This window comes from Myxococcus virescens, assembly GCF_900101905.1.
Classification (GTDB): Bacteria; Myxococcota; Myxococcia; order Myxococcales; family Myxococcaceae; genus Myxococcus; species Myxococcus virescens.
Genome location: NZ_FNAJ01000003.1, coordinates 372,313 through 395,892, shown reverse-complemented (window position 1 = coordinate 395,892; position 23,580 = coordinate 372,313). Strand labels below are relative to the sequence as shown.

The 23,580-nt window shown below is 69.4% G+C and carries 21 protein-coding genes; 4 read left to right on the top strand and 17 right to left on the bottom strand.

Annotated features, from left to right (window positions below; translation table 11 throughout):
* The 14 genes from BLU09_RS11935 to BLU09_RS11875 form a co-directional block, all read right to left on the bottom strand.
* Complete coding sequence (locus BLU09_RS11935; protein ID WP_090489931.1) at window positions 1–672, bottom strand: type II secretion system protein GspJ; 672 nt, start codon at window positions 670–672, stop codon at window positions 1–3.
* Window positions 672–1,541 carry a type IV pilus modification PilV family protein gene (locus BLU09_RS11930; protein WP_090489388.1) on the bottom strand — a complete coding sequence of 290 codons (870 nt, stop codon included), beginning with the start codon at window positions 1,539–1,541 and terminating at the stop codon, window positions 672–674. Before BLU09_RS11930 ends, BLU09_RS11935 begins: the two co-directional genes overlap by 1 nt.
* Window positions 1,538–2,260, bottom strand: a complete 723-nt coding sequence (locus BLU09_RS11925; RefSeq protein ID WP_174256948.1) for a prepilin-type N-terminal cleavage/methylation domain-containing protein — start codon at window positions 2,258–2,260, stop codon at window positions 1,538–1,540. The genes BLU09_RS11930 and BLU09_RS11925 overlap by 4 nt, the downstream gene beginning before the upstream one ends.
* Window positions 2,257–2,706 (bottom strand): type II secretion system protein GspG, encoded by a 450-nt coding sequence (locus BLU09_RS11920; RefSeq protein WP_186817716.1) that lies wholly within the window; start codon window positions 2,704–2,706, stop codon window positions 2,257–2,259. Before BLU09_RS11920 ends, BLU09_RS11925 begins: the two co-directional genes overlap by 4 nt.
* Before the next feature lie 40 nt (window positions 2,707–2,746).
* Window positions 2,747–3,172: a type II secretion system major pseudopilin GspG gene (gene gspG / locus BLU09_RS11915; RefSeq protein WP_090489382.1), complete on the bottom strand. Its 426-nt coding sequence runs from the start codon at window positions 3,170–3,172 to the stop codon at window positions 2,747–2,749.
* 61 nt (window positions 3,173–3,233) lie between these two features.
* Entirely contained in the window at window positions 3,234–3,389 is a 156-nt protein-coding gene (locus tag BLU09_RS38730) for a hypothetical protein (protein ID WP_162295072.1), read from the bottom strand.
* Between the two features lie 11 nt (window positions 3,390–3,400).
* The gene (gene gspF / locus BLU09_RS11910; protein WP_090489380.1) at window positions 3,401–4,657 is read right to left on the bottom strand and encodes a type II secretion system inner membrane protein GspF; all 1,257 of its coding nucleotides are present in this window, start codon (window positions 4,655–4,657) and stop codon (window positions 3,401–3,403) included.
* Between the two features lie 40 nt (window positions 4,658–4,697).
* Complete coding sequence (gene gspE / locus BLU09_RS11905; protein WP_090489378.1) at window positions 4,698–6,515, bottom strand: type II secretion system ATPase GspE; 1,818 nt, start codon at window positions 6,513–6,515, stop codon at window positions 4,698–4,700.
* A 5-nt stretch (window positions 6,516–6,520) separates the two neighbouring features.
* Window positions 6,521–9,118 carry a type II secretion system secretin GspD gene (gene gspD / locus BLU09_RS11900; RefSeq protein ID WP_090489376.1) on the bottom strand — a complete coding sequence of 866 codons (2,598 nt, stop codon included), beginning with the start codon at window positions 9,116–9,118 and terminating at the stop codon, window positions 6,521–6,523.
* A gap of 25 nt (window positions 9,119–9,143) precedes the next feature.
* On the bottom strand, window positions 9,144–10,058 hold the full coding sequence (gene gspC, locus BLU09_RS11895) for a type II secretion system protein GspC (protein WP_026113979.1): 915 nt from the start codon (window positions 10,056–10,058) through the stop codon (window positions 9,144–9,146).
* Window positions 10,059–10,251: 193 nt separating this feature from the next.
* Complete coding sequence (locus BLU09_RS11890) at window positions 10,252–11,658, bottom strand: sigma-54-dependent transcriptional regulator (RefSeq protein WP_090489930.1); 1,407 nt, start codon at window positions 11,656–11,658, stop codon at window positions 10,252–10,254.
* 32 nt (window positions 11,659–11,690) lie between these two features.
* Complete coding sequence (locus BLU09_RS11885) at window positions 11,691–12,698, bottom strand: ParB/RepB/Spo0J family partition protein (protein ID WP_090489374.1); 1,008 nt, start codon at window positions 12,696–12,698, stop codon at window positions 11,691–11,693.
* 95 nt (window positions 12,699–12,793) lie between these two features.
* Entirely contained in the window at window positions 12,794–14,140 is a 1,347-nt protein-coding gene (locus BLU09_RS11880) for a TldD/PmbA family protein (protein WP_090489372.1), read from the bottom strand.
* A gap of 15 nt (window positions 14,141–14,155) precedes the next feature.
* On the bottom strand, window positions 14,156–15,637 hold the full coding sequence (locus tag BLU09_RS11875) for a TldD/PmbA family protein (RefSeq protein WP_090489370.1): 1,482 nt from the start codon (window positions 15,635–15,637) through the stop codon (window positions 14,156–14,158).
* Window positions 15,638–15,814: 177 nt separating this feature from the next.
* On the opposite strand from BLU09_RS11875, the gene BLU09_RS11870 reads away from it, so the two are divergent.
* Genes BLU09_RS11870 through BLU09_RS11860 form a run of 3 tightly spaced genes read left to right on the top strand, consistent with a single transcriptional unit; the run spans window position 15,815 to window position 19,810 of the window.
* Window positions 15,815–17,929 carry an FHA domain-containing protein gene (locus tag BLU09_RS11870; protein ID WP_090489368.1) on the top strand — a complete coding sequence of 705 codons (2,115 nt, stop codon included), beginning with the start codon at window positions 15,815–15,817 and terminating at the stop codon, window positions 17,927–17,929.
* A gap of 40 nt (window positions 17,930–17,969) precedes the next feature.
* On the top strand, window positions 17,970–19,301 hold the full coding sequence (locus BLU09_RS11865; RefSeq protein WP_026113978.1) for a cyclic nucleotide-binding domain-containing protein: 1,332 nt from the start codon (window positions 17,970–17,972) through the stop codon (window positions 19,299–19,301).
* Window positions 19,302–19,309: 8 nt separating this feature from the next.
* Entirely contained in the window at window positions 19,310–19,810 is a 501-nt protein-coding gene (locus BLU09_RS11860; protein WP_186817715.1) for a hypothetical protein, read from the top strand.
* Here BLU09_RS11860 and BLU09_RS11855 read toward each other — a convergent pair.
* Window positions 19,802–21,382 carry a tetratricopeptide repeat protein gene (locus BLU09_RS11855; RefSeq protein ID WP_090489365.1) on the bottom strand — a complete coding sequence of 527 codons (1,581 nt, stop codon included), beginning with the start codon at window positions 21,380–21,382 and terminating at the stop codon, window positions 19,802–19,804. The two genes, BLU09_RS11860 and BLU09_RS11855, sit on opposite strands and share 9 nt — an antisense overlap.
* 136 nt (window positions 21,383–21,518) lie before the next feature.
* On the opposite strand from BLU09_RS11855, the gene BLU09_RS11850 reads away from it, so the two are divergent.
* Entirely contained in the window at window positions 21,519–22,490 is a 972-nt protein-coding gene (locus tag BLU09_RS11850) for a homoserine kinase (protein WP_090489363.1), read from the top strand.
* Window positions 22,491–22,503: 13 nt separating this feature from the next.
* Here the strand turns inward: BLU09_RS11850 and BLU09_RS11845 are convergent, their stop codons facing one another.
* Both BLU09_RS11845 and BLU09_RS11840 read right to left on the bottom strand, forming a co-directional pair.
* Window positions 22,504–22,971: a nuclear transport factor 2 family protein gene (locus BLU09_RS11845; RefSeq protein ID WP_090489361.1), complete on the bottom strand. Its 468-nt coding sequence runs from the start codon at window positions 22,969–22,971 to the stop codon at window positions 22,504–22,506.
* A 71-nt stretch (window positions 22,972–23,042) separates the two neighbouring features.
* Window positions 23,043–23,570 (bottom strand): hypothetical protein, encoded by a 528-nt coding sequence (locus BLU09_RS11840; protein ID WP_090489359.1) that lies wholly within the window; start codon window positions 23,568–23,570, stop codon window positions 23,043–23,045.
* Between the last annotated feature and the right edge of the window lie 10 nt (window positions 23,571–23,580).

Here is a 23,580-nt window from a genome sequence, read left to right as displayed (position 1 = left end):
TCAGTACCTCGGCAGCTCCGTGTTGAGCATGATTCGGGCCTGGGTGACGTAACGGGCCTCCTTGCCCGTTTCGTCCACCGCCGTCAGCGTCACGCGCACCCGGGTGGGCAGGATGGACTTGCGCTCGGTCCGCCGCGTGTCCCACTCGTCGTCCCACTCCTTCTTCTCCGAATCCCAGTAGGCGAACTCCAGCTCCTTCACGCCTTCGAAGAGCACGTCCACGTGGCCGCCCTGCTCCATGCGCTCGTCGATGTTCGCGTTGACGCGCCGCTTGAGGTCCTGCCGGCCGCGGGCCTCCCGGTCCTCCGACGCCTCCACGAAGTACTCGACGATGGCCTGGTCGGACTCCTTCACGTCCGTGTAGAGGCGCTGGTGCGAGAAGGTGGTGAACAGCAGCTTGCCGCGCTCCCCCACGAAGTTGCTGGGCCGGTCGTTCTGGTCCCGGAAGCGGGTGGAGTCGTAGCGGTCGCTGACGTAGGCGGAGCCAATCTCACGCGCCATGCGGTTCATGGCCACGCGGACCTGCCGGTAGCGGTCCGCGTCCACCTCCACCGTCTCCTTGGCTGTCAGGCCCGTCTGGAAGGCCATGGCCACCACCGTGCCCATGAGGGCGGTGATGGCGACGGCCACCATGACCTCCATCAGCGTGAAGCCTCGCGTGTGACGCCGCATCATTGAGCCCCTCGGAAGCCGCCCGGAAGCCTCGGGTTGCCCATCAGGCTGCCGCCGCCCATGTTCCCCCGGCGGCCGCCCAGGTCCTGCTGCGCGTCGGACATGCGGCGCAGGGGCTGGCGCGTCGTCGGATCCAACATGACGCCGTTGGGGCCGGGGATGGGGTTGGCCACGGGCCGCCCGTCCTGCGTCACCCACTGGTTGTCGGAGCCTCCGCCCTGGGCCGCGGCGGCGCCGCCGTTGCGGTCCGAGCCCGGCCCGAGCGACACGACGTGGGTCACCAGGTCGATGCTCTCCACCTGCGTGCCTTCCTGCCAGTAGACGGTGAGGTGCACCTCGCGGACCGTCTGGGTGATCTGCTCCACCATCTGCGTGAACATGGGCTGGGCCATGCCCATGGCCGCGCCGCCCATGCCGCCCAGGCCCGCGGCCTGGGGGCCGCCGGAGGACGCGCCGTCCTTGCCGCCCGCGCCGCCTCCGAAGAGGCCCGCCAGCCCGGACAGCGGGTCATCACCGCTGGCATTGTCGCCAATGGGCAGGTTGAAGATGGCGCCAATGAGCTGGTCCGGCGTCACGCCGTCCGTCTTGGGCGCGATGATGCGCGCGCGCCACTTGAACTGGTTCCAGCCTTCATCGGAGAAGTCCCCGGACTCCTCCTGGTCGTCCAGGCTGAAGCCGTCGTCGTAGAGGTCCTGCTCCAGGTCCGTCATCTTCGACCGGGCCAGCAGCGACGCCACGGTGAGGCGCTTGGTGTAGACGTGGTTGGACACCGCGCCCGCGTTGAGGTCGAAGATGGCCATCAGCGCCAGCCCGAGGATGGCGAGCGCCACCACCACTTCCAGCAGCGTGAAACCCTGGGCGCGCTTCATCGCGGCACCTCCAGCGCCTCGGCGACAATCTGCACCTTGCCGGTGAGCGGCGACACGTCCAGCGTCCAGACGTTGTCTCCCTGCTGCACGTAGACGTAGGCCTTCTCCGTGTAGCCCTGCGGGAAGAAGTAGAGGTACGCCACGCCGTTCTCCACCGGCTGACGCTGGTTGCGCGTCCACACGGAGACCTTGACGTCCGCCGGCAGCTCACGCGCGGGGACCTCCTCGGACGTGTAGGAGGAGAAGCGGGCCGCGTTCTCCACGCGCAGCTTCTCTCCCTCCAGCAGCTCCTGCGCGCTGGGGGCGTTCGTCCCGCTGCCGCCGGACAGGTAGTTGCGCCGCTCGTCACGGCCGCTGCCGCTGCCCCGGTTGCGCGCGGCGCGCTCGCGCTCGCTGTTCTCCGCGCGCAGCGTCTCGTCGCGGTCTCTCGCGGTGGTGACGGCGCCCTCCGCGCATTCGGCGTGATAGCGCGTGGCCTGCTCGCTCTTGGGGTCGGGAATCTCGAAGACCAGCCGGCACGTCTGCCCTCGCAGCGCCGCCGAGTCGTAGAGCGAGCGGATGAGGCCCGCCAGCTCGCCCGCGCTGCCCTTGGCCTTGGCGCCGGTGATGGAGCCGATGCCCATCACCGCCGCGGAGAACAGCATCGCGACGATGATGATGGCGATGGAGATTTCGATGAGCGTCAGGCCGCGCTGGGCGCGGTGGCTCCGCTTCGTCATGGATCCGCCCAACCGGCGGCCAGCACACCGCCGCTGCTCAGGTCCGCGTCAGGCCCCGTGCCGCCCGGCTTGCCGTCCGCGCCATAGGAGACGACGGCGCCCGTGGAGCCGTCCATCCAGTACACGTACGGGTGGCCCCAGGGGTCCTCCGGCACGCGGTCCAGGAGCCGGGCCTGGATGAGCGGCGTGAAGCCCTCTGCCTGGGAGGGGAAGCGGCCCATCAGCCGGTGGTGGGACTTGAACATGCCCTCCAACTGGCGGATGTCCGTGCGCGCCCGGCGCTGGTTGGCGTCCAGCGTCCGGTCCTCCGTCACGTAGACCAGCGTGAAGGCGAGCCCCGTGGCGGCCACGAAGACGAACGCGAGGAGGAACCGCCCCAGCCTCTGGCGGCGGTCCGGCCCCTCGTGCGAGGGCGTCGGGGATGGAATGGCGTCGTGCTCGTTCATGCCCAAGCCCTGTCAACGTGTGTCGCGCGCGACTTGTTCGTCACTTCTTGGCGGAAGCCGCCGCGTCCGCGGAGGAGATGTCCGCGTCGTTGCCCTCACCGCCCGAGGCGCCGTCCGCGCCATAGGAGATGATGACCGGCTTTCCGCCCTCGTTGATGTAGACGTAGTCGTTGTTCCAGGGGTCCTTGGGCATCTGCTCGAGCGCCTGCGCCTCCACCAGCGCTTGCAGGCCGGAGGCCGTGTCCGGGTACTTCCCCTTCTTCGTGTAGTAGAGCTTCATCGCGCCCTGGATGTTCTTGATGTCCAGCGCGGCGCGATCCCTGCGCGCGGCCTCCAACTGCGGGATGACGGCCACGCCCACCGCCGCGGCGATGAGACCGAGGATGGTGATGACCACCATGATTTCGATGAGCGTCATGCCGCGGTTGCGGCGCTGCTTCCTCTGCTGCTTCTGGCTCTGGCGCATGTGTGCTCTCCATCCCGGGTGACTTTCTGGCAGGCCACCCTCGTGTCGTCGTGTCTTCTTGTCAGGGCGTCCGGACGCTGTCCGCCGCACCGGCGGGCGGGCGCGGTTGCTGGGGACCGTACAACCGGGCCCCCACGGTCAGCAGCGCCGCCGCCATGGCGACCATTGCCGCCAGGGTGACGCGTTGAATCCAACGGTCCGCCATGTCGTTCATCATTCCGCCACACCTCACCGGATGGCCGAGTTCACCTGCAGAATCGGCATCAGGATGGAGAGCGCGACGAATGCAATCACCGCGCCCATCACCACGATGAGGAGGGGCTCCAGCAGCGAGGTGAGGGCGCTGATGCGCACGTTCACCTGCGTCTCGTAGTTGTCCGCCACGCTGGTGAGCATCTCCTCCAGCTGGCCGGAGCGCTCACCGATGGCGACCATGTGGTACACCAGCGGAGGGAATTCCCCGGAGCGCTTCAGCGGGTTGGCGATGCTCTCGCCCTCGCGGATGGAGTCGCGGGCCTTCTCGACGACCTCCGCCAGGACGGTGTTGGTCATGATGGCCTTGACGATGTCCATGGCCGCCAGCAGCGGGACGCCGCTCTTGAGCAGCGTGGACAGCGTGCGGGCGAAGCGGGAGATGGACAGCAGGCGCACCAGGTTGCCCACCACGGGGGCCTTGAGCGTGAAGCGGTCCCACTTGGGCTTTCCCGAGGGGCTCTTCGTCCAGCGCATGAAGAGGACCACGCCCAGGGCCATGGCTGGCAGCAGGACGAACCACCAGCTCTGGAAGAAGTTGCTGGAGGCGATGAGGAAGCGCGTGCTCAGGGGCAGCGTGGCCTTCATCGTCTCGAAGATTTTCGTCACCTTCGGCACCACGAAGACCATGAGGGCCACGAGGATGCCGCCGCCCACCACCATCATGATGGCGGGGTAGAGCATGGTGCTGAGAATCTTCTGCTGCAGCCGGGCCTGGTTCTCCGTGAAGTCCGCCAGGCGCGTGAGCACCGCGTCCAGCGCGCCGGAGGCCTCACCCGCGCGCACCATGTTCACGTAGATGCTGGGGAAGATTTTCGGGTGCTGCCCCATGGCTTCCGCCAGGGACGAGCCTTCATTGACGCGCTGCTTGATGTCGGAGAGGGCGCGCTTGAAGCGCTCCTTCTCCACCTGGTCCACCAGCGCGCTGAGCGACTCCACCAGCGTGACGCCCGCACCCAGCAGCGTGGAGAGCTGCCGGGTGAAGATGGCCACGTCGTCGGTGTTGACGCGGCCCCGGCCCAGCTTGCGCAGGTCGATGTCGCGCGCCACCAGCGCCGCGTTGGTGCCCTTGGCCACGGCGGCGCGGCTGCCTTCGGCCTGGGCCAGCACATCCGTGAGGAAGATGCCGTCGGCGCGCAGCTTGGACCGCAGCGTCTTGGGGGAGTCCGCCTCGAGCAGGCCCTTGATCTGCTTGCCCGCGGAATTGAGACCTCTGTACTCGAAGACCGGCATGGTTCAGGAACCCCGGCCCCTCCCAGGGAGGAGCTGTCGGCTACATGTCCTCCTGGGTGATGCTGAGCACCTCGGCGATGGTCGTCTCGCCCAGGGCAATCTTCCGCGCGCCGTCATCCAGCAGCGTCGTCATGCCCTTGGACGTGGCGGACCGCTTGATGGTGGAGGCATCCACGTTCTTCAGCACGAGCTGGCGCACGTCGTCATCGACGGGGAGGAACTCGTAGATGCCGGTTCGCCCGCGGTAGCCGTTGCGGTTGCAGGAGGGGCAACCGGCGGCCTTGTAGATGCGGTCCACGCCGTAGCGCTGCTTGAAGGAGGCCACCGTGTGGCCCAGCTCCTTGAGCTCCGCGTCGGTGGGCTCGTAGGGCACGCGGCAGTCCGGGCACACGCGGCGCACCAGTCGCTGGGCCAGGATGCCGGTGAGCGAGGACGCCACGAGGAAGGGCTCCACGCCCATGTCCACCAGACGCGTCACGGCGCCGGCGGCGTCGTTGGTGTGGACGGTGGACAGCACCAGGTGGCCCGTCAGCGAGGCCTGGATGGCGATCTCCGCCGTCTCCTTGTCGCGAATCTCGCCGACCATGATGACGTCCGGGTCCTGGCGGAGGAAGGAGCGCAGCCCCTGGGCGAAGGTCAGCCCAATCTTCGGGCTGATGGCCATCTGGCCAATGCCCTTGAGCTGGTATTCGACCGGGTCCTCGACGGTGAGGATGTTGAGGTCGGGCGTATTGATTTTCGACAGGGCGCCGTAGAGCGTCGTCGTCTTGCCGGAGCCCGTGGGGCCCGTCACCAGGATGATGCCGTGCGAGCGCTTGATGACGGCTTCCATCGACTCGAGCGTCTTCTGGCTCATGCCGATTTCCGCCAGGTCCAGCAGCGTCGCCGTCTTGTCCAGCAGACGCATGACGATGCGCTCGCCGAAGGACGTGGGGATGGTGGACAGACGGATGTCGATGTCGCGGCCGGCCAGCTTGATGCGGATGCGGCCGTCCTGCGGCAGGCGCTTCTCCGCGATGTTGAGCTGCCCCATGACCTTCACGCGGCTGACAATGGCGTTCTGGTAGCGCTTGGGCGGCTTGATGACCTCCTGCAGCACACCGTCCACGCGGAAGCGCACCAGCAGCTCGCGCTCCATCGGCTCGATGTGGATATCGCTGGCGCGCTCCTTGGCGGCGCGGAACAGCACGGAGTTCACCAGCCGGATGACGGGCGCCTCGTCGTCCTCGTCGAGCAGGTCCTTGGGCTCGTCCAGCTCGTGGGCGATGGCGTCCAGGTCCTGCGTTTCCATCTCGTCCACGAGCTGTTCCGTCTCGTTGACGGAGCGGTCGTAGACGCTGTTGATGGCGTCGGTGATGGTGGAGCCCAGCGCGATGCGCTGGCTGACGCTCTGGCCCAGCAGCACGCGCACGTGGTCCAGCGCGGCGGTGTCCAGCGGGTCCGCCACCGCCACCGCCACCGTGTCACCCTCCAGGGACAGCGGGAGGATGCGCGACTGCTTGGCGAAGTTGATGGGGATGCGCTTGACGAGCTCCGCGTCCACCTCTTCGGCGAAGATGCGCGCCAGGTAGGGCAGGTCCAACTGGTGCCCCAGGGCCTTGGCCACGTCCTCCTCGGAGACCGCCTTCATCCCCACGAGGGCCTCGCCAATGCGCTGCCCCTTCTCGTCCTGGATGGCGAGCGCCTCCTGGAGCTTCTCCTCGGTGAGCGAGGGGACGATGGCGCGCAGGATCTCCCCCAGCGGGCGGCCACACAGGTAGGCCTGCCCGTGCGCCACGAGCTGCGTGGCGTCGTTGCGCGGGGAAACCGTGCCGCCGGTGGCGGCGCTGGTGAGGGCGGGGTCGGCGGTCAGGTTCATGGCGTCTACTCCCTCGGCCCCGGCTCGATGTGCTGGATGCGCAGGCGTTCGGCGTCTCCTGGCTCGGGGACCTGGATGGCCTCGGGCGGGGGCTGCTCGAAGTTCTGCGGGGCGGGCGCGGGCACTGGTTCTTCCGAACCATCCGGAGGCGGCATGCCTTCCCGCACCGCCGGTCCACCTTCATCCTCCGGGGAGGCGGGCGCCTGCCGCTGCGTGGAGGGCACGGCTCCCGGGCTGCTGGCCGGGGGAGGGGCCGGGGTGATGACGCGCTCGCCGGACAGGCCCGGACCGCCGTTCTCCGCGCGCTGCTCCTCCTGCGTCACCTTCTGGCCCATGCGCGACAGCGGACCGGGCTTGCGGCTGAAGTCCACCGCCACGTCGTAGCCGGGCACCTGGCCGTAGAACTGCTCCACGAACTGCTGCCGCTCCTTCATCTTGCGCTCGAAGATGACGCGGAAGTCCTCTGGCCCCCGGATGATGTAGGGCGTCAGGAAGAGGAGCAGGTTCGTCTTCGTCTTGCGGCGCGTGGTGTCGCGGAACAGGTGGCCCAGCAGCGGGATGTCACCCAGCAGCGGCACCTTGGACACGCTCTCCAGCGTGCGGTCCTGCATGATGCCGCCAATCACCAGCGTCTCCTGGTCCCGCGCGATGACCGTCGTCTTCGCGCTGCGGCGGGACGTGGTGGGGCCGAGCACCGGGTCGGTGGAGGCGATCTCCTCCGTCTGCTGGTTGATGACCAGGCGGATGTAGTCGCTCTCGTTGATCTGCGGCTTCACCGTCAGCTTCAACTCCACGTTCTGACGGGTGATGGGGGCGTAGAGCGAACCCAGGCCACCCAGGCCGCCCAGCAGGCCGCCGCCCAGTCCTCCCGCGACGCCGCCGGCGCCCACGCCGGCCCCGAGCGAGCCCAGCGAGGTCGGGTTGAAGCCGGACTGGAAGGGCACGTTCTGGCCCACCGTGATTTCCGCCTCCTCGTTGTCGCTGGTGAGGATGTGCGGCGTGGAGAGCACGTTCACATCCGAGCTCTGCTGCATGGCGTGCAGCACCACGCCAAAGGCCGGGATGCCCAGCTTCTCCAGCGCGGGGATGACGGGGCCCTGGATGCCGGCGAGGAAGCCGCCGTAGGACGCCAGGCTGGTGAGCGACAGGGACGGCGGCAGGCCCTGGCCGGAGGTGTTGGTGCCGATGAGGCCGGGCACCTGATCGCCGCTCGACGTGCTCAGGCTGAAGCCGCTGTGGAGGTTCATGCCGAGCCGCGCGTTGCGGTCCAGGTTGACCTCCATGATGACGGCCTCCACGAACACCTGGCGGCGCGGCTTGTCGAGCTGCTGGATGACCTGGACGATGTTCTTGTAGTCCGCCGAGCTGGCGACGATGACCAGCGAGTTGCTGCCCTTGTCGGCCGAAATCTTCACCTCGCCGCTGAACAGCTCCGCCGCCTGCGTCGTGGTGGGGCCGCCAGGGGCGCCCGGCGGACGGGCCGGCACCGGGGTGCGGCCGCGGGGCGCGTTGCCGGTGCCCTGGGCCAGCGACTGGAGCGTGCTGGCCAGCTCCTCCGCGTTGGCGTTCTCCAGGTAGTAGACGTTGATGCGTCCGCCGCCGCTGGTGGGGATGTCAATCTGCCCGACGATGTCCTGGATGCGCTCGAAGGCCGCCGGGCTGGCGACGATGATGAGCTTGTTGGTGCGCTCGTCCGGGATGATCTGCGACAGCGTCACCGGACCGCCGGTGGAGCCTTCCTGGCCCTGGCCGGCCTGGGGCGTGGCCTGCGTCGCGGCGGGGGGCACGTTGCGCCCGGCGGCGGCGGGCTGGCCGGGGCGGGCGCCCTTGGCCTCGAAGAGGCGCTGCACCGTGTTGGCCACGTCCTGCGCGGAGGCGTACTGCACCTGGATGATGCGCATCTCGTCGCTGGCGGCGCGCGTGTCCAGCTGGTGGATGATGCGCTCCAGGCGGTGGATGTTGGAGCCCACGTCGTTGATGATGATGGTGTCGGGCGGGTACGGAATCGTGTCGCCGTCCTTGGACACCAGCTGCTGGAGCACGCCGCGCAGCGGCTCCACTTCCACGTTCTGCACGCGGAACAGCTTGGTCACCATCTGCTCGTTGGTGGTGTACGGCTCACCGTCCTCGACGATGGTCGGGATGGGGTTCTGCTTCGCCGAGCGCTTGTCGACGATCTTCATGAACCGGCCGTACTGGTAGACGGCGAGCCCGTTGGCGTCGAGCGAGGCGAGGAAGGCGGAGTAGAAGGCGTCCGCGTTGACCTCCACCCGGCCATTCTCCGGGCCGATGATGGAGATCTTCCCGCGCACGTTCTCCGGCAGGATGAAGGTGCGGCAGGTGGCGTCCGCGACCGTCTGGACCAGCTTCTCGATCTCCACCTTGTCGAAGTAGATGCCGTAACGGGCATTGCGGCGGGCCTCCTCGCACGTCGGCGTGCGGCGGGGACCCGCGTTGGCGTCACCAGCGCCGGTAGCGCCAGTGCCTTGCGGGGAAATCGTCCGCTCTCCGGCGGAACCAGAGGGCGGTGAGCGGCGCTGGGCCTGCGCGGGAACAGCGAGCGCGAGGCACAGGCAGAGCATCCAGGACGGGAGCGTCTTCATGGAGGAGCGGGCGCTGCGGAGGTGATTAACGGACGTTGTACGACTTGCGGATCGGCGCACCGTTGCGCTCGATCTCGATCTCGATGCGGGCTGCGTCCTTCATCTTCGAATAGACCTCCAGCGCTTTTTCCGGGCTGTTGAGGTCGAATCCGTTGATGCGACGGATGACGTCGCCATTCTGGACGCCAATCTTGGAGTAGATGGAGTCCGGACGGATGGAGAAGAGCTTGAAGCCCACCGCCTGACCGTCCTTGAACGCGGGCACGATGCGCGCCTGCATGGCGACGTTGTTGAGGTTGTTGAGCGTCTTGTCGATTTCCGCGCGAGGGACTTCGTACTCGTTCTCGCTGGTGGCGCGGATGCCGCTGCCGTCGCTGGGCGGAGCGGTGTTGGCCTGGGCCACTGGGGGCGAGGGCGGCACGAAGGCGCCGTCACCCGGATTGCCGTCGATGTACTCGCGGCGGCCACCGTTGATGATGATGACGCGCTCGCGCTCGATGTTCTCCACGGTGGCTCCCTGCAGGGAGTTGCCCACCATGTAGGTCTGCGAACGCTGCGTCGTCATGTCCTGGATGGAGGCGAAGGACCAGTCGGGATTGCTCGCCACCAGCGTGCCGAGCAGCTTGACCCGCAGGCCGCTCTTCACGGGCGCGGCGTTGGGGTCCACCTCCGCCGAAGCGCCGCCGGGCTCCTGAACCTCGGGCTCGGGTTCGGGGAGCTTGATGCCCGTCAGCCGTGACAGACGGTCCAGGTCGAGCATCGCCATCGCCGTCTCGATGCGGCGCGGCTGTGAAGGCGCGCGGGCGGACGACCCCCCGGTGGGAACCGGGGAGATGGCGGACTCGACGAACAGGTTCACCGTGCTCGCCGCCAGCAATCCGACGAGCAGGATGAACACCAGGTTCACCGTCCAAAAGTATTTTCGAAAGAAGAGTTCCATCACGCTTCCGGGAGAAAGCCGGGCCCTCATTGAGCAAGCCAGGTGCCATCGCGGGCCAGGCGGGCAAGACAGGACCTACGGCCAACCACTTGGAATTATTCCGGAATAGCAGGCGCCCCTGACGCGTGGCGGGCCTTCCGAAACCCCGCCAGACAAATTGTCAAAAGCAGGCGGGGGGCCGTGTGACGCCCTGTCAGTCGTCGGTGTCGGGGCCGGGGGGAGCGGCGGTGGGGCCATCCCCGGTGGACTGCTCGCGCTCCAGCTTGCGGTAGATGGTCCGCGCGGCGATGCCCAGCAGCCGTGCGGCCAGCGTCTTGTCTCCGCGGGTGTGACGGAGCGTCTCGTGGATCACCCGGCGCTCGATTTCCTCCATGGGCGTCCCGATGGGAATGACGAGCTGTCCGGCTGAGCCCAGCGGGCCCTTGCGCACGGATTCAGGCAGGTCACTGGCCTCCAGCACCTCGCCGCGCGCCAGCACCACCGCGCGCTCCACCGCGTGCTCCAGCTCGCGCACGTTGCCGGGCCAGGCGTAGTTCTCCAGCACGCCCATCGCCTCCTGCGAGAAGCCGCGCAGCACCTTGCCGTTCTTGGCGGCGAAGCGGCGCAGGAAGGCGTCCGCCAGCAGGGGAATGTCCTCGCGGCGCGAGGCGAGCGCGGGCACGCGAATCTCCACCACGTTGAGCCGGTAGTAGAGGTCCTCGCGGAAGCGGCCTTCGGCCACTTCCTTCTGCAAGTCCTTGTTGGTGGCGGCGACGAGGCGCACGTCCACCTTCACCGTCTGCGTGCCACCCAGCCGCTCGATTTCGCCCTCGGCCAGCGCGCGGAGCAGCTTCACCTGGGCGGGCAGCGGCATCTCACCGACTTCGTCCAGGAAGAGGGTGCCACCGTGGGCACGCTCGAAGCGGCCCTCTCGCCGGGCCACCGCGCCGGTGAAGGCGCCGCGCTCCACGCCGAAGAGCTCCGCCTCCAGGATGTTCTCCGGCAGCGCGCCGCAGTTGACGGCGACGAAGGGCCCGCGGACCCGCTGGGAGAACTCGTGCACGGAGCGCGCGGCCAGCTCCTTTCCCGTGCCGGACTCACCCAGCAGCAGCACGGTGGCGGTGGAGGGGGCCGCCTGGCGGATGGTGTCCAGCATGGCGCGGAAGGCGGGGGACTGGCCCACCATGGAGCGCCCACCCGCCGCGTTCATCTCCGCCAGCTTCGCCTTGAGCGACTGGTTCTCCGCCACCAGCGCTCGCTTCTCCAGCGCCTTCTGGATGGCCTTCACCAGCGCGTGGCGCTTGAGGGGCTTGGTGATGAAGTCGTAGGCGCCGTCCTTCATGGCCGCCACGGCCGTCTCCACCGTGCCGTAGGCCGTCATCAGCACCACTTCCACGTCCGGGCGGATGGCGCGCGCGGCGCGCAGCAGCTCCTGGCCGTCCATGTTGGGCATCATCAGGTCGGTCACCATGGCGGCGACCTCCGGCCGGCGCAGCAGCTCCAGCGCCTCCGTGCCGTTGGCGGCGGCCAGCGTGGCCATGCCCTCACGCTGGAAGATGCGGATGACCGAGTCGAGGTTCGCGCGGTCGTCGTCGACGACCAGGACCGTGGGGGATGTCATGTTGGGCGCAACCTCCTGCAAATCGTGTTCCCTCAAGCCGATTCCTCGTCCGGCTCCAGCGGCCCGCCGCCCATCCGGCCAATGTCCTCGCGCCGCACCTTGTCGACGTTGAACTTCCGGGCGCTGGCCTGCATCCGGTCCACGGTGGCGTCGAAGTCCGGCTTCCCGCCATCCTTGCGGAAGCGCAGGAAGTTGATGCGGGCGACGACGAAGTTCTTGAGGTACGGGCTCTGGAGGCCCCGCGCCTTGAGGGCGTCCACCACGGACACCACGGCGTCGTCCAGCTCCAGCAGCCGCCGGGCCCGGGCCTCGCGCAGGGGCAGGGCGTCCTCCAGGGGCGTGTCGAGGAAGTCCTCCACCACCTTCACGAAGGGGTGGTAGGCGCCCGCAGAGAAGCGGGGGCGCTGCTCGTAGGCGGCGCCCAGGGTGATGAAGGAGGGCTCCTCGAAGAGGTGGGCGAAGGCCGTCTCCGGCCCCTTGCGCTCCGCGCCCACCAGTCCGCGGTACATGCGGATGACCTCCAGCGAGCGCTCCTTGAGGTTGTGGGCCTTCTCCGTGTTGAGGGCCAGAATCTGGTAGGCCACGTCCTCCTCGGGCAGCACCAGGGCGACAATGGACTTGGCGCCCAGAAGCCGGCTGGCGTTGAGGCGGTGGTTGCCGTTGGGCGTCCAGTAGCGGCCGTCCTTGCGCACGGCGATGACGGGGTCCAGGAAGCGATCCAACCGCTCCATGGCGTTGGCCAGCCGCTTCACGTGGGGCTCGGACACGTCGCGCTGGTAGGGCGTGGGCTCCACCTTGTCGATGGGCAGCACGGAGAACAGCACCGGGTGGCCGCCCAGCGGGTCGCGGTACACGCCGAGCACCTCGCCGCCGTCCTCGCGCACCGCCTCCAGCAGCTCCGTGGGGTACTCCACCGAGTCGCTGGCCACCTCCGCGGGGGACAGGCCCCGGGACTTCGGCGCCGCCTTCTTGCGGCGGGGCTTGCGCGGCGTGGCCGCCTTCTTCGCGGCGGGGGACTTGCGTGCGGACTTCGCTGCCATGGGCTGCACCCTCCTCGTGCTGCTTGAAGCGTTCTACGAGGAGGCCCTGACACGTCCCCCCGCCGGCGCACGGTAGGGGGACGTGGAAGGGTGGGCTACTCGCCTGAAACGGTGAGCTGCCGGAAGCGGACAGTGGGCGCGCCCACCGCGCCGCTGCGGAACTGGAGGTCGCTGCCGACGCCGTCCAGGTCCTTGAGCATCTGCAGCAGGTTGCCCGCCACCGTCACCTCCTGCACGGGGTGCGTCAGCTCGCCCTTCTCAATCCACAGGCCGTTGGCGCCCGCGGACAGCTCGCCCGTCACCGGGTCGGTGCCGTGGCCGAGCAGGGCGGTGACATAGAAGCCGCTGTCCACCTCGCGCAGCAGCTCCTCCGGCGACTTCGTGCCCGCCTCCAGGTACAGGTTGCTGGTTCCGATGGAGGGTAGCCCGTTGTAGCCGCGTGACGCGTTGCCGGTGGTGCGCGCCTTCGCCTTGCGAGCGGTGAACGCGTCGTAGAGGAAGGACTTGAGCACGCCCTGCTCGATGATGGGGGTGCGCCGCGTGGGCACGCCCTCGCCGTCGAAGGGCGCGGTGGCCAGTCCGCGGGGCATGAGGCCGTCATCCACCAGCGTGACGTGCGCGCCCGCCAGCCGCTTGCCCAGCAGCGGGGCCAGGAGGCTGGCCTTCTGGTACACGGCGTTTCCGTCCGCCGCGCCCGCCACGTCCGACACGAAGGACGCGGCCACCTGCGGGTCGAACAACACGGGCACCTGCTGCGTCTTCACCCGCTTCGCGCCCAGCATCCGCACCGCGCGGCGCGTGGCCTCCCGGCCGATGGACTCCGGCCCGTCCAGGTCATCCAGGAAGCGGCGGTAGTCCATCCAGTAACCCGTCTGGAGCCCGTTGCCGTCGGAGGCCACCGGCGCGGCGTACAGGTACACGTAGGTGCCGGAGTACGCGCCTGTCACGCCCTCGGTGGAGGCCATGTACACCTCGGACACGGAGTCCCCTGCGCCCACGCCGTTGAAGGCGATGATGCGCGAGTCCTCCGCCCGGGCCGCCTTCTCCACCTCCAGCGCCGTCTTGATCTTCCAGTCTCCGGGAAGCTCGGCCACCTTCGTGTCGAAGAGCAGGCCGGTGTCCCCGAAGCGGCCCAGGTCCTTGCCGGAGGGCAGGCCGTTGAGCTTGCTGGGGGCGGAGAACTCGGCCAGCTTCAGTGCCTGGTCCACGATGTGGTCCACGGCGGAGGGCTCGAAGTCGGACGTATAGGCGAAGCCCAGGCGGTCCTTGAGCACCACGCGCACGCCCACGCCCTTGCTGGTGGACTGGGTGAGGTCTTCAATCTGCCCCTGGTGCACGCGCACGCTGCTCTGGCGGCCCACCTCCAGGAAGGCCTCCGCCTGGCGAGCACCCTTGCGCCTGGCGCGCTGGACGATTCTCTTCGCGAGCTGCTGGTAGTCCATGGTTGGTGCTCTCTCTCAGGCGACCTTGGTTCCGCCAACGGTGATGTTGTCGATGCGCACGGTGGGCAGCCCCACGCCCACGGGCATGGACTGGCCATTCTTTCCGCAGATGCCCATGCCGGGGTCCGGCATGGGGTCGCAGCCCACGCGTGACACGTTCTTCAGCGCCTCCGGCCCCACGCCGATGAGCGTCGCGTTCTTCACGGGGCGGCCCAGCTTGCCGTCTTCGATTTGATAGGCCTCGCTGACCTCGAAGACGAAGTTGCCGTTGGTGATGTCCACCTGCCCACCGCCGAAGGTGGCGCAGTACAGGCCGCGCTTCACCTCCTTGAGGATGTCCTCGGGGGCGTGGTCGCCCGGGGCCAGGAAGGTGTTCGTCATCCGGGGCAGGGGCAGGTGCTTGAAGGACTCGCGGCGCCCGCTGCCGGTGCTGCGCTGGCCCATGAGCTGCGCGTTGAGGCTGTCGTAGAGGTAGCCCTTGAGGACGCCGTTCTCGATGAGGACCTTGCGCTCGCCCGGGTTGCCCTCGTCGTCGATGTTGATGGAGCCGCGCCCGCTGGACACGGTGCCGTCGTCGATGATGGTGACCAGGTCGGACGCCACCTTCTCACCCAGCTTCCCAGCGAACAGCGAGGTGCCCTTGCGGATGAAGTCCGCCTCCAGGCCGTGGCCCACCGCCTCGTGCAGGAGGATGCCGCTCCAGCCCGGCGCCAGCACCACCGTCTGCGGGCCGGCCACGCAGTCCACCGCGCCCAGCGTGGCCACCGCCTGACGCGCCGCTTCCCGGGCTACGTCCTCCGGGGAGAAGGTGTCCCAGTGGCTGAAGGGCACGCGTCCGCCGCCGCCGTACATGCCGGTGCGCTGCTCGCCGCCCTTGCCCTGGGCCACCACCATCACCGAAATCCGGCACAGGTCCTGGGTGTCCTCGGTGTAGCGCCCGTGGGTGTTGGCCACGGCGATGCGCCGGGTCTGGTCCACGTAGCCGCCGTTGACCTGCTTCACCCGCGCGTCGAAGGCGCGGGCGGCCTTGTCGGCGCGCATGAGCAGGCCCGTCTTCAGCGACACCTCCACGTCCATCAGCGGGGGGCTGACGTGATAGTGGCTGGGGACCGCGGCGCGGCGCACGGGGAAGCTGCGCTCGGCGCCGCCACCCTGGGCAATCATGGCCGCCGTGGAGGCCGCGCGCAGCAGCGCGGACTCATCCCAGTCGTCGGAGAAGGCGTAGCCCACCTTGCCGCCGGAGATGACGCGCACGCCCACGCCCTGGACCAGGCCCGTCTGCGCGCTCTTGATGCGGGATTCTTCCAGCCTCACCGCCGTGGTGAGCGTGCGCTCGACGTACACCTCCGCGAAGTCGCCCCCACGCTCCATGGCCACGGCGAGCAGGCGCTCGATCAGCGGCTGGGGCAGCAGGGCGACGGGCGTGGGCCGCCGGGCCACCGGTGGGGCCAGCTTCAAAGAGGGGGCGCGCTTCGAGGGCGCAGACGCTCGGGGCATATTTCGGGACTCCCGCAGTGAAGACGATGGGGTATGTGACAGCCTACATAGGAGGGGGCGCCGCCGGGAGCAACGCTCAAGGGCCCCTGTTCTTTCCCTGATCCGCGGCCTGTCCGCATTCCCACCATGGAGACGGCGCTCTAAGATGTCCGGCGCTTCGAGACTGGAACCCACCCCATGCCTCCTCGTCCTCCTCCCTCTTCCCGTTCTGGCGCCGGCCGTTCCGGTGGTGCTGCGGGTGAGGACCCAGACTCCATGAAGTCCCCCTCCCGGCGCAGCCCCGCGTCCGAGGACGAGGACTTCGCCGCCCCCGCATCCGGCGAGGACGGCTACCCAGACGATGGGCCGCCCAACCCGGACCTCTATGGCGAGGAGTCACCGGGCCGCTCCCGCACGGGGGAGACGCGCGTGGCCTCCATCGAGTCCGTGGAGGAGGAGCGGCGCTCCCGCGACGAGGACGAAGACGACAACGCGGACGCCACGCGCGCCGGACCGCCAGTGCAGATGCATGTGCTGGACGGCCCGGACAAGGGCCGCAAGAAGCGCTTCCAGAGCGTGCGGATGGTGGTGGGCCGCAACAAGGACTGCGACTTCGTGCTGGAGGACCAGTCCGTGTCCCGCCGGCACCTGGAGCTGGTGTACGGCCAGGCCGGCGTGGTGATGCGGGACCTGGGCAGCGTCAGTGGCACCCAGGTCAATGACCAGCGCGTGGACGAGTGCCTGCTGAAGCATGGAGACGAAATCTCCATGGGCAAGACGCGCCTGCGCTTCGTGGACGAGTCGGAGCAGATCAAGGAGCTGCGCGCCCAGGCGGAGGCCCGTGAGGCCGCGGAGAAGCGCGAGCGCGAGGCGGCCGCCCGCGAGGCGGAGGAGAAGCGGAAGAACCAGGCCGCCGCGCGTGGCAGCGAGGTGGATCCGAACGACCCGCGCTTCAACGAGGCCACCAACGCCAACTACAAGCTGCCTGAATCACTCAAGGAGAACTCCGGCGCCAAGGGCGCGGTGGCCGTGCCCCGGTCCCGTCCGCCCATCCGCAGCACGCCGACGCGTTCGAACAGCGGTGGACTGACGGGCAAGCAGAAGGCGCTCATCGGCGGTGGTGGCGCGTTGGTGGTGGTGCTGGTCATCGGGCTGATGCTGATTCCGTCCGGACCGCCGCCTCCGCCTCCGCCGGACCCGAAGGTGGAGAAGGCGAAGGTGTTGATGCAGCAGGCGCGCGAGTCCGTGCGCGCGGATGACTTCGCCAACGCCATTCGCCTCGTCGGCGAGGCGGAGAAGCTGGTGCCGGGCATCGACGCGGACAACCTGGCCCGGGGCGCGCGCACGCAGCTGGAGGTGATGACCTCCCTTGATGCCGTCCGCACCCTCATCGAGGAGAAGCAGTTCGACGAGGCGCGCGCGAAGCTGGAGGCGACGCCGCAGGGCACGGCGAAGACGGATGACATCCGCCGCAAGCTGGCGACGGAGCTGGAGGAGAAGGACATCGCCTGGCGGCTCCAGCAGGTGGAGGAGTCCTTCGCCTCGCGCGACCCGGAGACGATTCGCCCGCTCATCGCGCAGCTGCCCCCGCTGAACCGGCCGGCCTACGAGGTGAAGCTGACGGACCTGGAGGCCGAGCTGGCGAAGGAGGCCCAGGATGCGTCGCGCCGCACCCGCAACGCCAACGCCCGCGCGGCGGAGGTGGCCAAGGAGAAGCGCAAGGAGTTCATCGCCGAGGCCTTCACCGACGTGGAGCGCCGCTTCAACGGGGGGGACTACCAGCGCGCCGTCCTGGAGTGCGACCGGGTGATGGACAAATACCGGGCGGACAAGGACGTGAAGGACCGGGCCCTGGCCCTCAAGCGTCTGATTCCCCAGTTCCGGCGCGCGCTGGAGGATGGGCAGAAAAAGCTGGACGCCAACTCGCTGGAGGCGGCGGCGAAGCCCCTGCGGCGCGCGGCGGAGCTGTACCGCCAGATTGGCTTCCGGGGCTCGTTGGGGAACACCATCGACGAACAGCTCGCGTCGTCATCGCTGGCGGCGGGGCAGAGCGCGCTGAAGAAGGGCGACCTGGGCGCGGCCGGCTCGCACTTCCGCGAGGCGCTGCGGCTCAACCCGGGTGACGGGCGGGCGCGTGAAGGACTGGAGAACCTGCAGAAGAAGGCGGAGGAGCTCTTCCTCCGGGCCTACATCCAGCGGGATAGGGATCCAAAGGCTGCGGCGGAGATGTTCAAGGTCGTCATCGAGACGGCCTCGGAAGGCTCCGACGTCAAGCGCAAGGCGGAGATGTATCTGAGCGAGCTCCAGCCGTGAGTGGCGGCGGGCCGACCATGATTTGCCGGGGAGAAAAGGGATGAACGAGTCGTCGCTGCGTGAGCTCGGGATGGACCTCATCGAGGAGCGCCAGTTCGAGCGAGCCCTGGCCGTGTTCGCCGAGGCGGTCCGCCGCGTCCCCGCGGACCACCGCTCGCGGATGCTGGCCGCGCGCTGCCTGGCGGAGCTGGGCGAGCGTGAGCGCGCCGTCACCGCCTACCACGCCTGCGCGGAGGGCTTGCTGCGCCGGGACTACCTGTTGTCCGCCATGGCCGCGTGCAAGCTGGCGCTGGACCTGGCGCCCAACGAGCGGCGCTTGAAGGAGACGCTGTTTCGCGTGCACTCGCGCGCGGTGCGCAACGCGCCGGGCCGCGCGGTGGTGCCTCCGCCGCTGCCGCCCGAAACCCTCTACGACGGCAAGGTGGAGACGGACCTGATGGGGCTGCAGGGCGAGGAATTGTCCAGCCGCGCCATCGAAGTGCTGGCCGCGACGGACCCGGGCGGCGCCGCGGACCCCAACAGCCGTCCGCCGCTGCCGCTGTTCGCGGAGCTGGACCGGGATGCCTTCGTGGACCTGGTGCGGCTGATGGCGTGGCGCCGCGTGAAGCCGGAGGAGGCGGTGAGCCGCGAGGGCGAGCCCGCCGACTCCCTCTACGTCCTGGTCGCAGGCAAGGCGGAGGTGACGCGGCAGATGGAGGGCGAGGCGCGCACGCTGGGCTTCCTCGGCGGCGGCTCCATCTTCGGTGAAATCGCGCTGCTGACGGGCGCTCCGCCCACGGCGACGGTGTCCGCGGTGTCGGACACGGAAGTCTTCGAGATTCGCCGCGAGCACCTCAACGCGGTCGCCAAGAGCCACCCCGCGGTGCCGCAGGTGCTGGCGGACTTCGCGCAGCAGCGCATGGCGCGCAACCTGATGGCCACCTCGCCCATGTTCCAGACGATGCCGGAGTCGGAGCGGGGCGCGCTGCTGCGGCGCTTCACCTTCCGGGCGCTCCAGGCCCGGGAGAAGGTGCTGGTGGAGGGCGAGCACTCGCCGGGGCTGTTCCTGGTGCTGGCCGGTGAGCTGGTGGTGCAGAAGGAGGACCCGGCGGGCGGCGTGGTGACGCTGGGCATGCTGCGCGAGGGCGAGGTCGCGGGCGAAATCTCCCTGCTGACGGGCCTGCGCGCGACGGCCACGGTGGCGGCGGCGCGCAAGACGGCGGCGGCCTTCCTGGAGCGCGCGGCCTTCCACGAGCTGGTGACGGCCGTTCCGGACATCCGCACGTACCTGGAGCAGCTGTCGGACCGCCGGCTGAAGCAGATTGGCGAGGCGCTGCGGCCCGCGGAAATCATCGACGCGGACGAACTGGTGCTCGAGCCCGAGGCGGCGTGAGAGGGGCCATGGTGAACGTGACGCGCTCTCAGGTGGTGGGCGGGGTGCTGGCGCTGCTGGCGGCCGGCGCGGTGCTGTACTTCTGGCCGCGGCAGCAGCTCACCGTGGAGGAATCCATCCGCCGTCAGGTGGTGGTGATGACGCGCGCCGCGGAGGCGAAGGACGTGGGCGGGGTGATGGAGCACGTCTCCGAGCGCTTCCGCTCCAACGGGCAGGGAGGCTGGTCGAAGAAGGACGTGCGCGGCATCCTCACCGCGCAGGTGCTGCGGGGCCAGTGGGTGCGCGTCTTCGTGACGAACCTGGAGGTGCGCGAGGTGTCGCCCTCGGAAGGGGAGTTTCAGGCGCGCTTCATCTTCGGCCGCTCCCAGGCGGAGAAGGTGGAGCACCTGGCCGCCGACAGCGTGCTGAACGCCTACCTCATCGAAGGCGCCTTCGAGAAGGAAGAGGACGGCGAGTGGCGCGTGGTGCGCGCCCGCCCGGAGTCCATCAGCCCCACTGACCTACTCTAGGAGCGAGCTCGACTCCGCCTTCCAGGCCTTGGCCATGCTGGCCTGGCCGGCGGACACCAGCCGCTTGCGGATGTCCTCCACGCGCTCCGCCAGCGCCTCGCGGGGCGTGCCCTGCGCCTGGGCGCGCGCGAGGCCGAAGAAGTAGTGCTGGCAGCCGGCGGCGTGCTCGCCCTGCGCGAAGAGCAGGTCCCCCATGGCGGTGTAGGCCTCCGCCATCGTGCCCGCGCCGCTGTCGGGTGCCACGGCGGCCAGCAGCGGGCGGGCGCCCTCGTAGTCCTTGCGCGCCAGTAGCAGCGCGCCCTTGGCGTACTGCGCCCGGGCCAGGTCCACGCCGCGCGCCGCCAGGGCCTTGTCGTAGGCGACCAGGGCATCGTCCTGACGGGAGGCGGCCTCCAGCACGCCGCCGCGCGCCAGCCAGTAGCGGCTGTCCTTCTCCAAGAGGCCGGCCTTCTTGCCGTCCGGGGTGGTGGTCTGCACCGGACCGAAGGTGGCCTCGTACGCGTCCAGCAGGGCCACCGCGCCGTCGGTGTCACCGGCGGTCTGCAGCGCACGCGCGCCGTCCAGGTAGAGCAGGGGCGCATTGCGACGCCGGGCCACGGCCGCCTCGAAGGCCGCGCGCGCCTGGACGTCACGCTTCACCGCCAGGGCCCGGGCCCGGGCGAAGAGGGCGTAGTGCTCATCGGGGACGGCCTTCAGCGCTTCATCCGCGGCGGAGAGGGCCTCGTCGGGCGCGCCGCGGGCCAGCGCCAGCTCCGCCTTCAGCGCGCCCGCGCGGGCCTTCAGTCCGGGCGTCAGCTCCGCGCCCCGGGCCTCCACGCCGGAGAGCACCTGCTGCGCTTCCTCCGTCTTGCGCCCCTGGTAGGTGTGGGCCAGCGCGGTGGACACGCGGGCCAGCAGGTGGTCCGGGTTGACGCTGGTGGCCTTGGCGAAGGCCTCCACCGCCTGCGGGTACTGGCCTTCGTCCATCAGGGCCTCGCCGTACGCGGTGGTGAAGCGTGGATCGCGCCAGGACGCCTCCGCCGCGCGAGCGAAGGCCTGCCTCGCGCCGGGAAGGTCGCCGCGCGCCTGGAGCGCCAGGGCCCGGGCCAGCGTCAGCCGGGCGTTGTTGGCGCCGCGGGCCTCGAGCCCGGCCAGGTACTGCTCCGCCTCGGCGGACTTGCCCGCGGCCAGCAGGTGCAGGGCGTGGGCGCCGTAGCGCTCGCCGGACTGTGACTCCAACTGCGCGGCGCGGGCGAGGTGCTCGCGGGCCTTGGCGTCCGCGCCGGGCTGCCGGTGCTCCAGCCACAGCACCGTCTGGATGTCGGCGGCCAGGGCCTGGGCGTCACGGGCCTCGGCGTCGAGCTGGAACAGGGCCTCCAGCTCCGTCATCGCGCGGGCGAGGTCAGCGGGGTTGCCACGCATGGCGGCGGTGCGGGCCGCGCGCAGGTGTTCCTCCGTCTGCTTGCGGACGGTGCCTCGGTGGACGAAGAAGACCACCGCGCCCGCGAGCAGCACCGCCACCACGCCCACCTGAACCAGCGCGCTGGTGAGGCTTTCGCGCCGCTGCCAGTCCTTGCGCCCTTCGGTGCCCATGGACCTGTCCCCCGCGCTGGAGTTGGATGTGCGCCGGCCGTAGTGCCGGGTATAGAAGCCGCGCTCAGATAGGAACGGTCCCCTCGACTGTCAACGGGGGGCGGCGGCGTGAACACGGACGTGGGAGGTCAGAGGTATGGCGGTACACACGGCGCTACCCCGCGAGGCATTCGAGCGGGTCGCGGAGGCATTCGGGCTCGGGGCTGTGAGTGAGGTGACGCCCATTCCCCAAGGCTCCATCAACACCAACCACCGCGTGGAGACGCAGAGCGGGCGCTACTTCGTGCGCCACACCACGGTGCGCTCCGCGGACGATTTGCGCTTTGAATCCGCGCTGCTCGCGCACCTGGCCGCGTACCACTTCCCCGGGCCCGTGCAGGTGACGACGCGTGACGGCGCGACCTTCCTGGAGCTGGAGGGCGGCCGCGTCAGCGTCTTCCGCTGGCTGCCGGGCGAGGAACTGCGCCACCCGGCCCTCACCGCCGACCACCTGGAGCGGCTGGGCGCGGAGCTGGGCAAGCTGCACCGCGACACGCAGTCCTTCACCGGCTCGCGGGAGAACCCCTACGGACCGGAGACGGTGAGCGGCTGGCTGGAGGCGCTGGCGGCGCACCCGGACGCGGAGCTGGCGGCCGTGGCGCGTGAGCTGCAACGCGACATGGAGACGGCGCGCACGGCGCGCCAGGGGCTGGAGCCTCGCGGCGTCATCCACGCGGACCTCTTCATGGACAACGTGAAGTGGCTGGGGGACCGCGTGGGCGCCTTCTTCGACTTCGAGATGGCGTGCCGGGAGGACTACGGCCTGGACGTGGCCATCACCCTCAATGCCTGGTGCTTCGACGGCGGGCAGTACCTGCCGGAGCTGTGCCGGGCATTCATTCGTGGCTACGTGGACGTCCGGCCGCTGTCCGCCGTGGAGCGCACGAACCTCTTCGGCCATGCGCTCTACGGGGCGGTGCGCTTCACGGCGAGCCGCATCCGCGACTACCACCTGTCCCCGCTGCCGGCGGACAAGCTGGTGCGCAAGGACTACCGCACCTACCTCCACCGGGCCCGGGCATTGAATGCCATGGGGCCCGAGGGCTTCGCCGCGCTGTTGGGCCTGTGAGGGCCCGACGGCGTCAGATGCCGGTGAGGATCTTCCAGGTGCCGTCTTCCTTGCGCAGCACCATCTGCTCCAGCTCGGACTCCTTCATCGGGCGCGAGTGGAGCGACGGCATCCGCCAGGAGGCGTTCCAGTAGTAGATGGCGGCGGCCACGCCGTCACCCACCTGGATGCGGCGGATGCTCAGCTCGATGCGAGGGCCCTGGATGCGGGGGAACACCCGCTCCAGGTAGGGCACCAGGGTCTGCGCCGTCAGGTCGTCGCTGGGGTCGTTCGGCGTGCCGCCGTCGTCCTGGAACGAAGGCGAGACGAGCTTCTGGATGGCCTGGGCGTCCCGGGCCTCCAGCGCGGTGCGGTACTCCTCCATGACCGCGAGAATGGCGCGCGTGTCGGAGTTGTCGACGATGTCCGTGCCGGGGATGCGCTTCGGGGCGCAGGCGACCAGCAGGGACAGGACGCTGAAGGCGAGGAAGCGTTTGAGCATGGCGGGGCCTTATTGGGACAACCCAACGGAAGTCAACCCATTCCCAGGCCCCGCCGGAGGCGGGAAGACGACTAACCGGGGCGGATGACCTCGGCGATGAACCGGTTGAGCACCGGCACCTCGTTGTCGAGGATCTTCAGGCCCTCCGACTGGATGACCTTCTCCGCGATGAGCCCCAACGGCTTGAGGAGGAAGGGCAGCTTGAGGGCGATTTCACCGTCCATCACCCGCTCCGTCTGGCCGCCGCCCACGTCGCGGAAGCGCATGGTGCCGGTGTTCACCAGCATCTTGGAGATCTTGTTCGAGGTGGGGACGTTCTCGAACGTCAGCTCCTTGCGGCGCTTGTCATAGGTGGACGTCTCGATGAACGCGAACCACTCCGGGGGCACCGTCTTGGGGCCAATCTTCTCGATGACGGGCTTGGGGCGGTAGCGCACGCGGCGGCGCACGACGTCTCCGTCCGGCTTCACCTCCAGGGGCTGCAACTCCAGCAGCACGCCATGGTGCTTGAGGAGGAACTCGAAGTACCGCTCGTCGAGGAGCGCGCGCTCCACCTCATCCACCGTCCCCTGAATCCGATGCCGCGACTCGAAACGCATCCACGTCCTC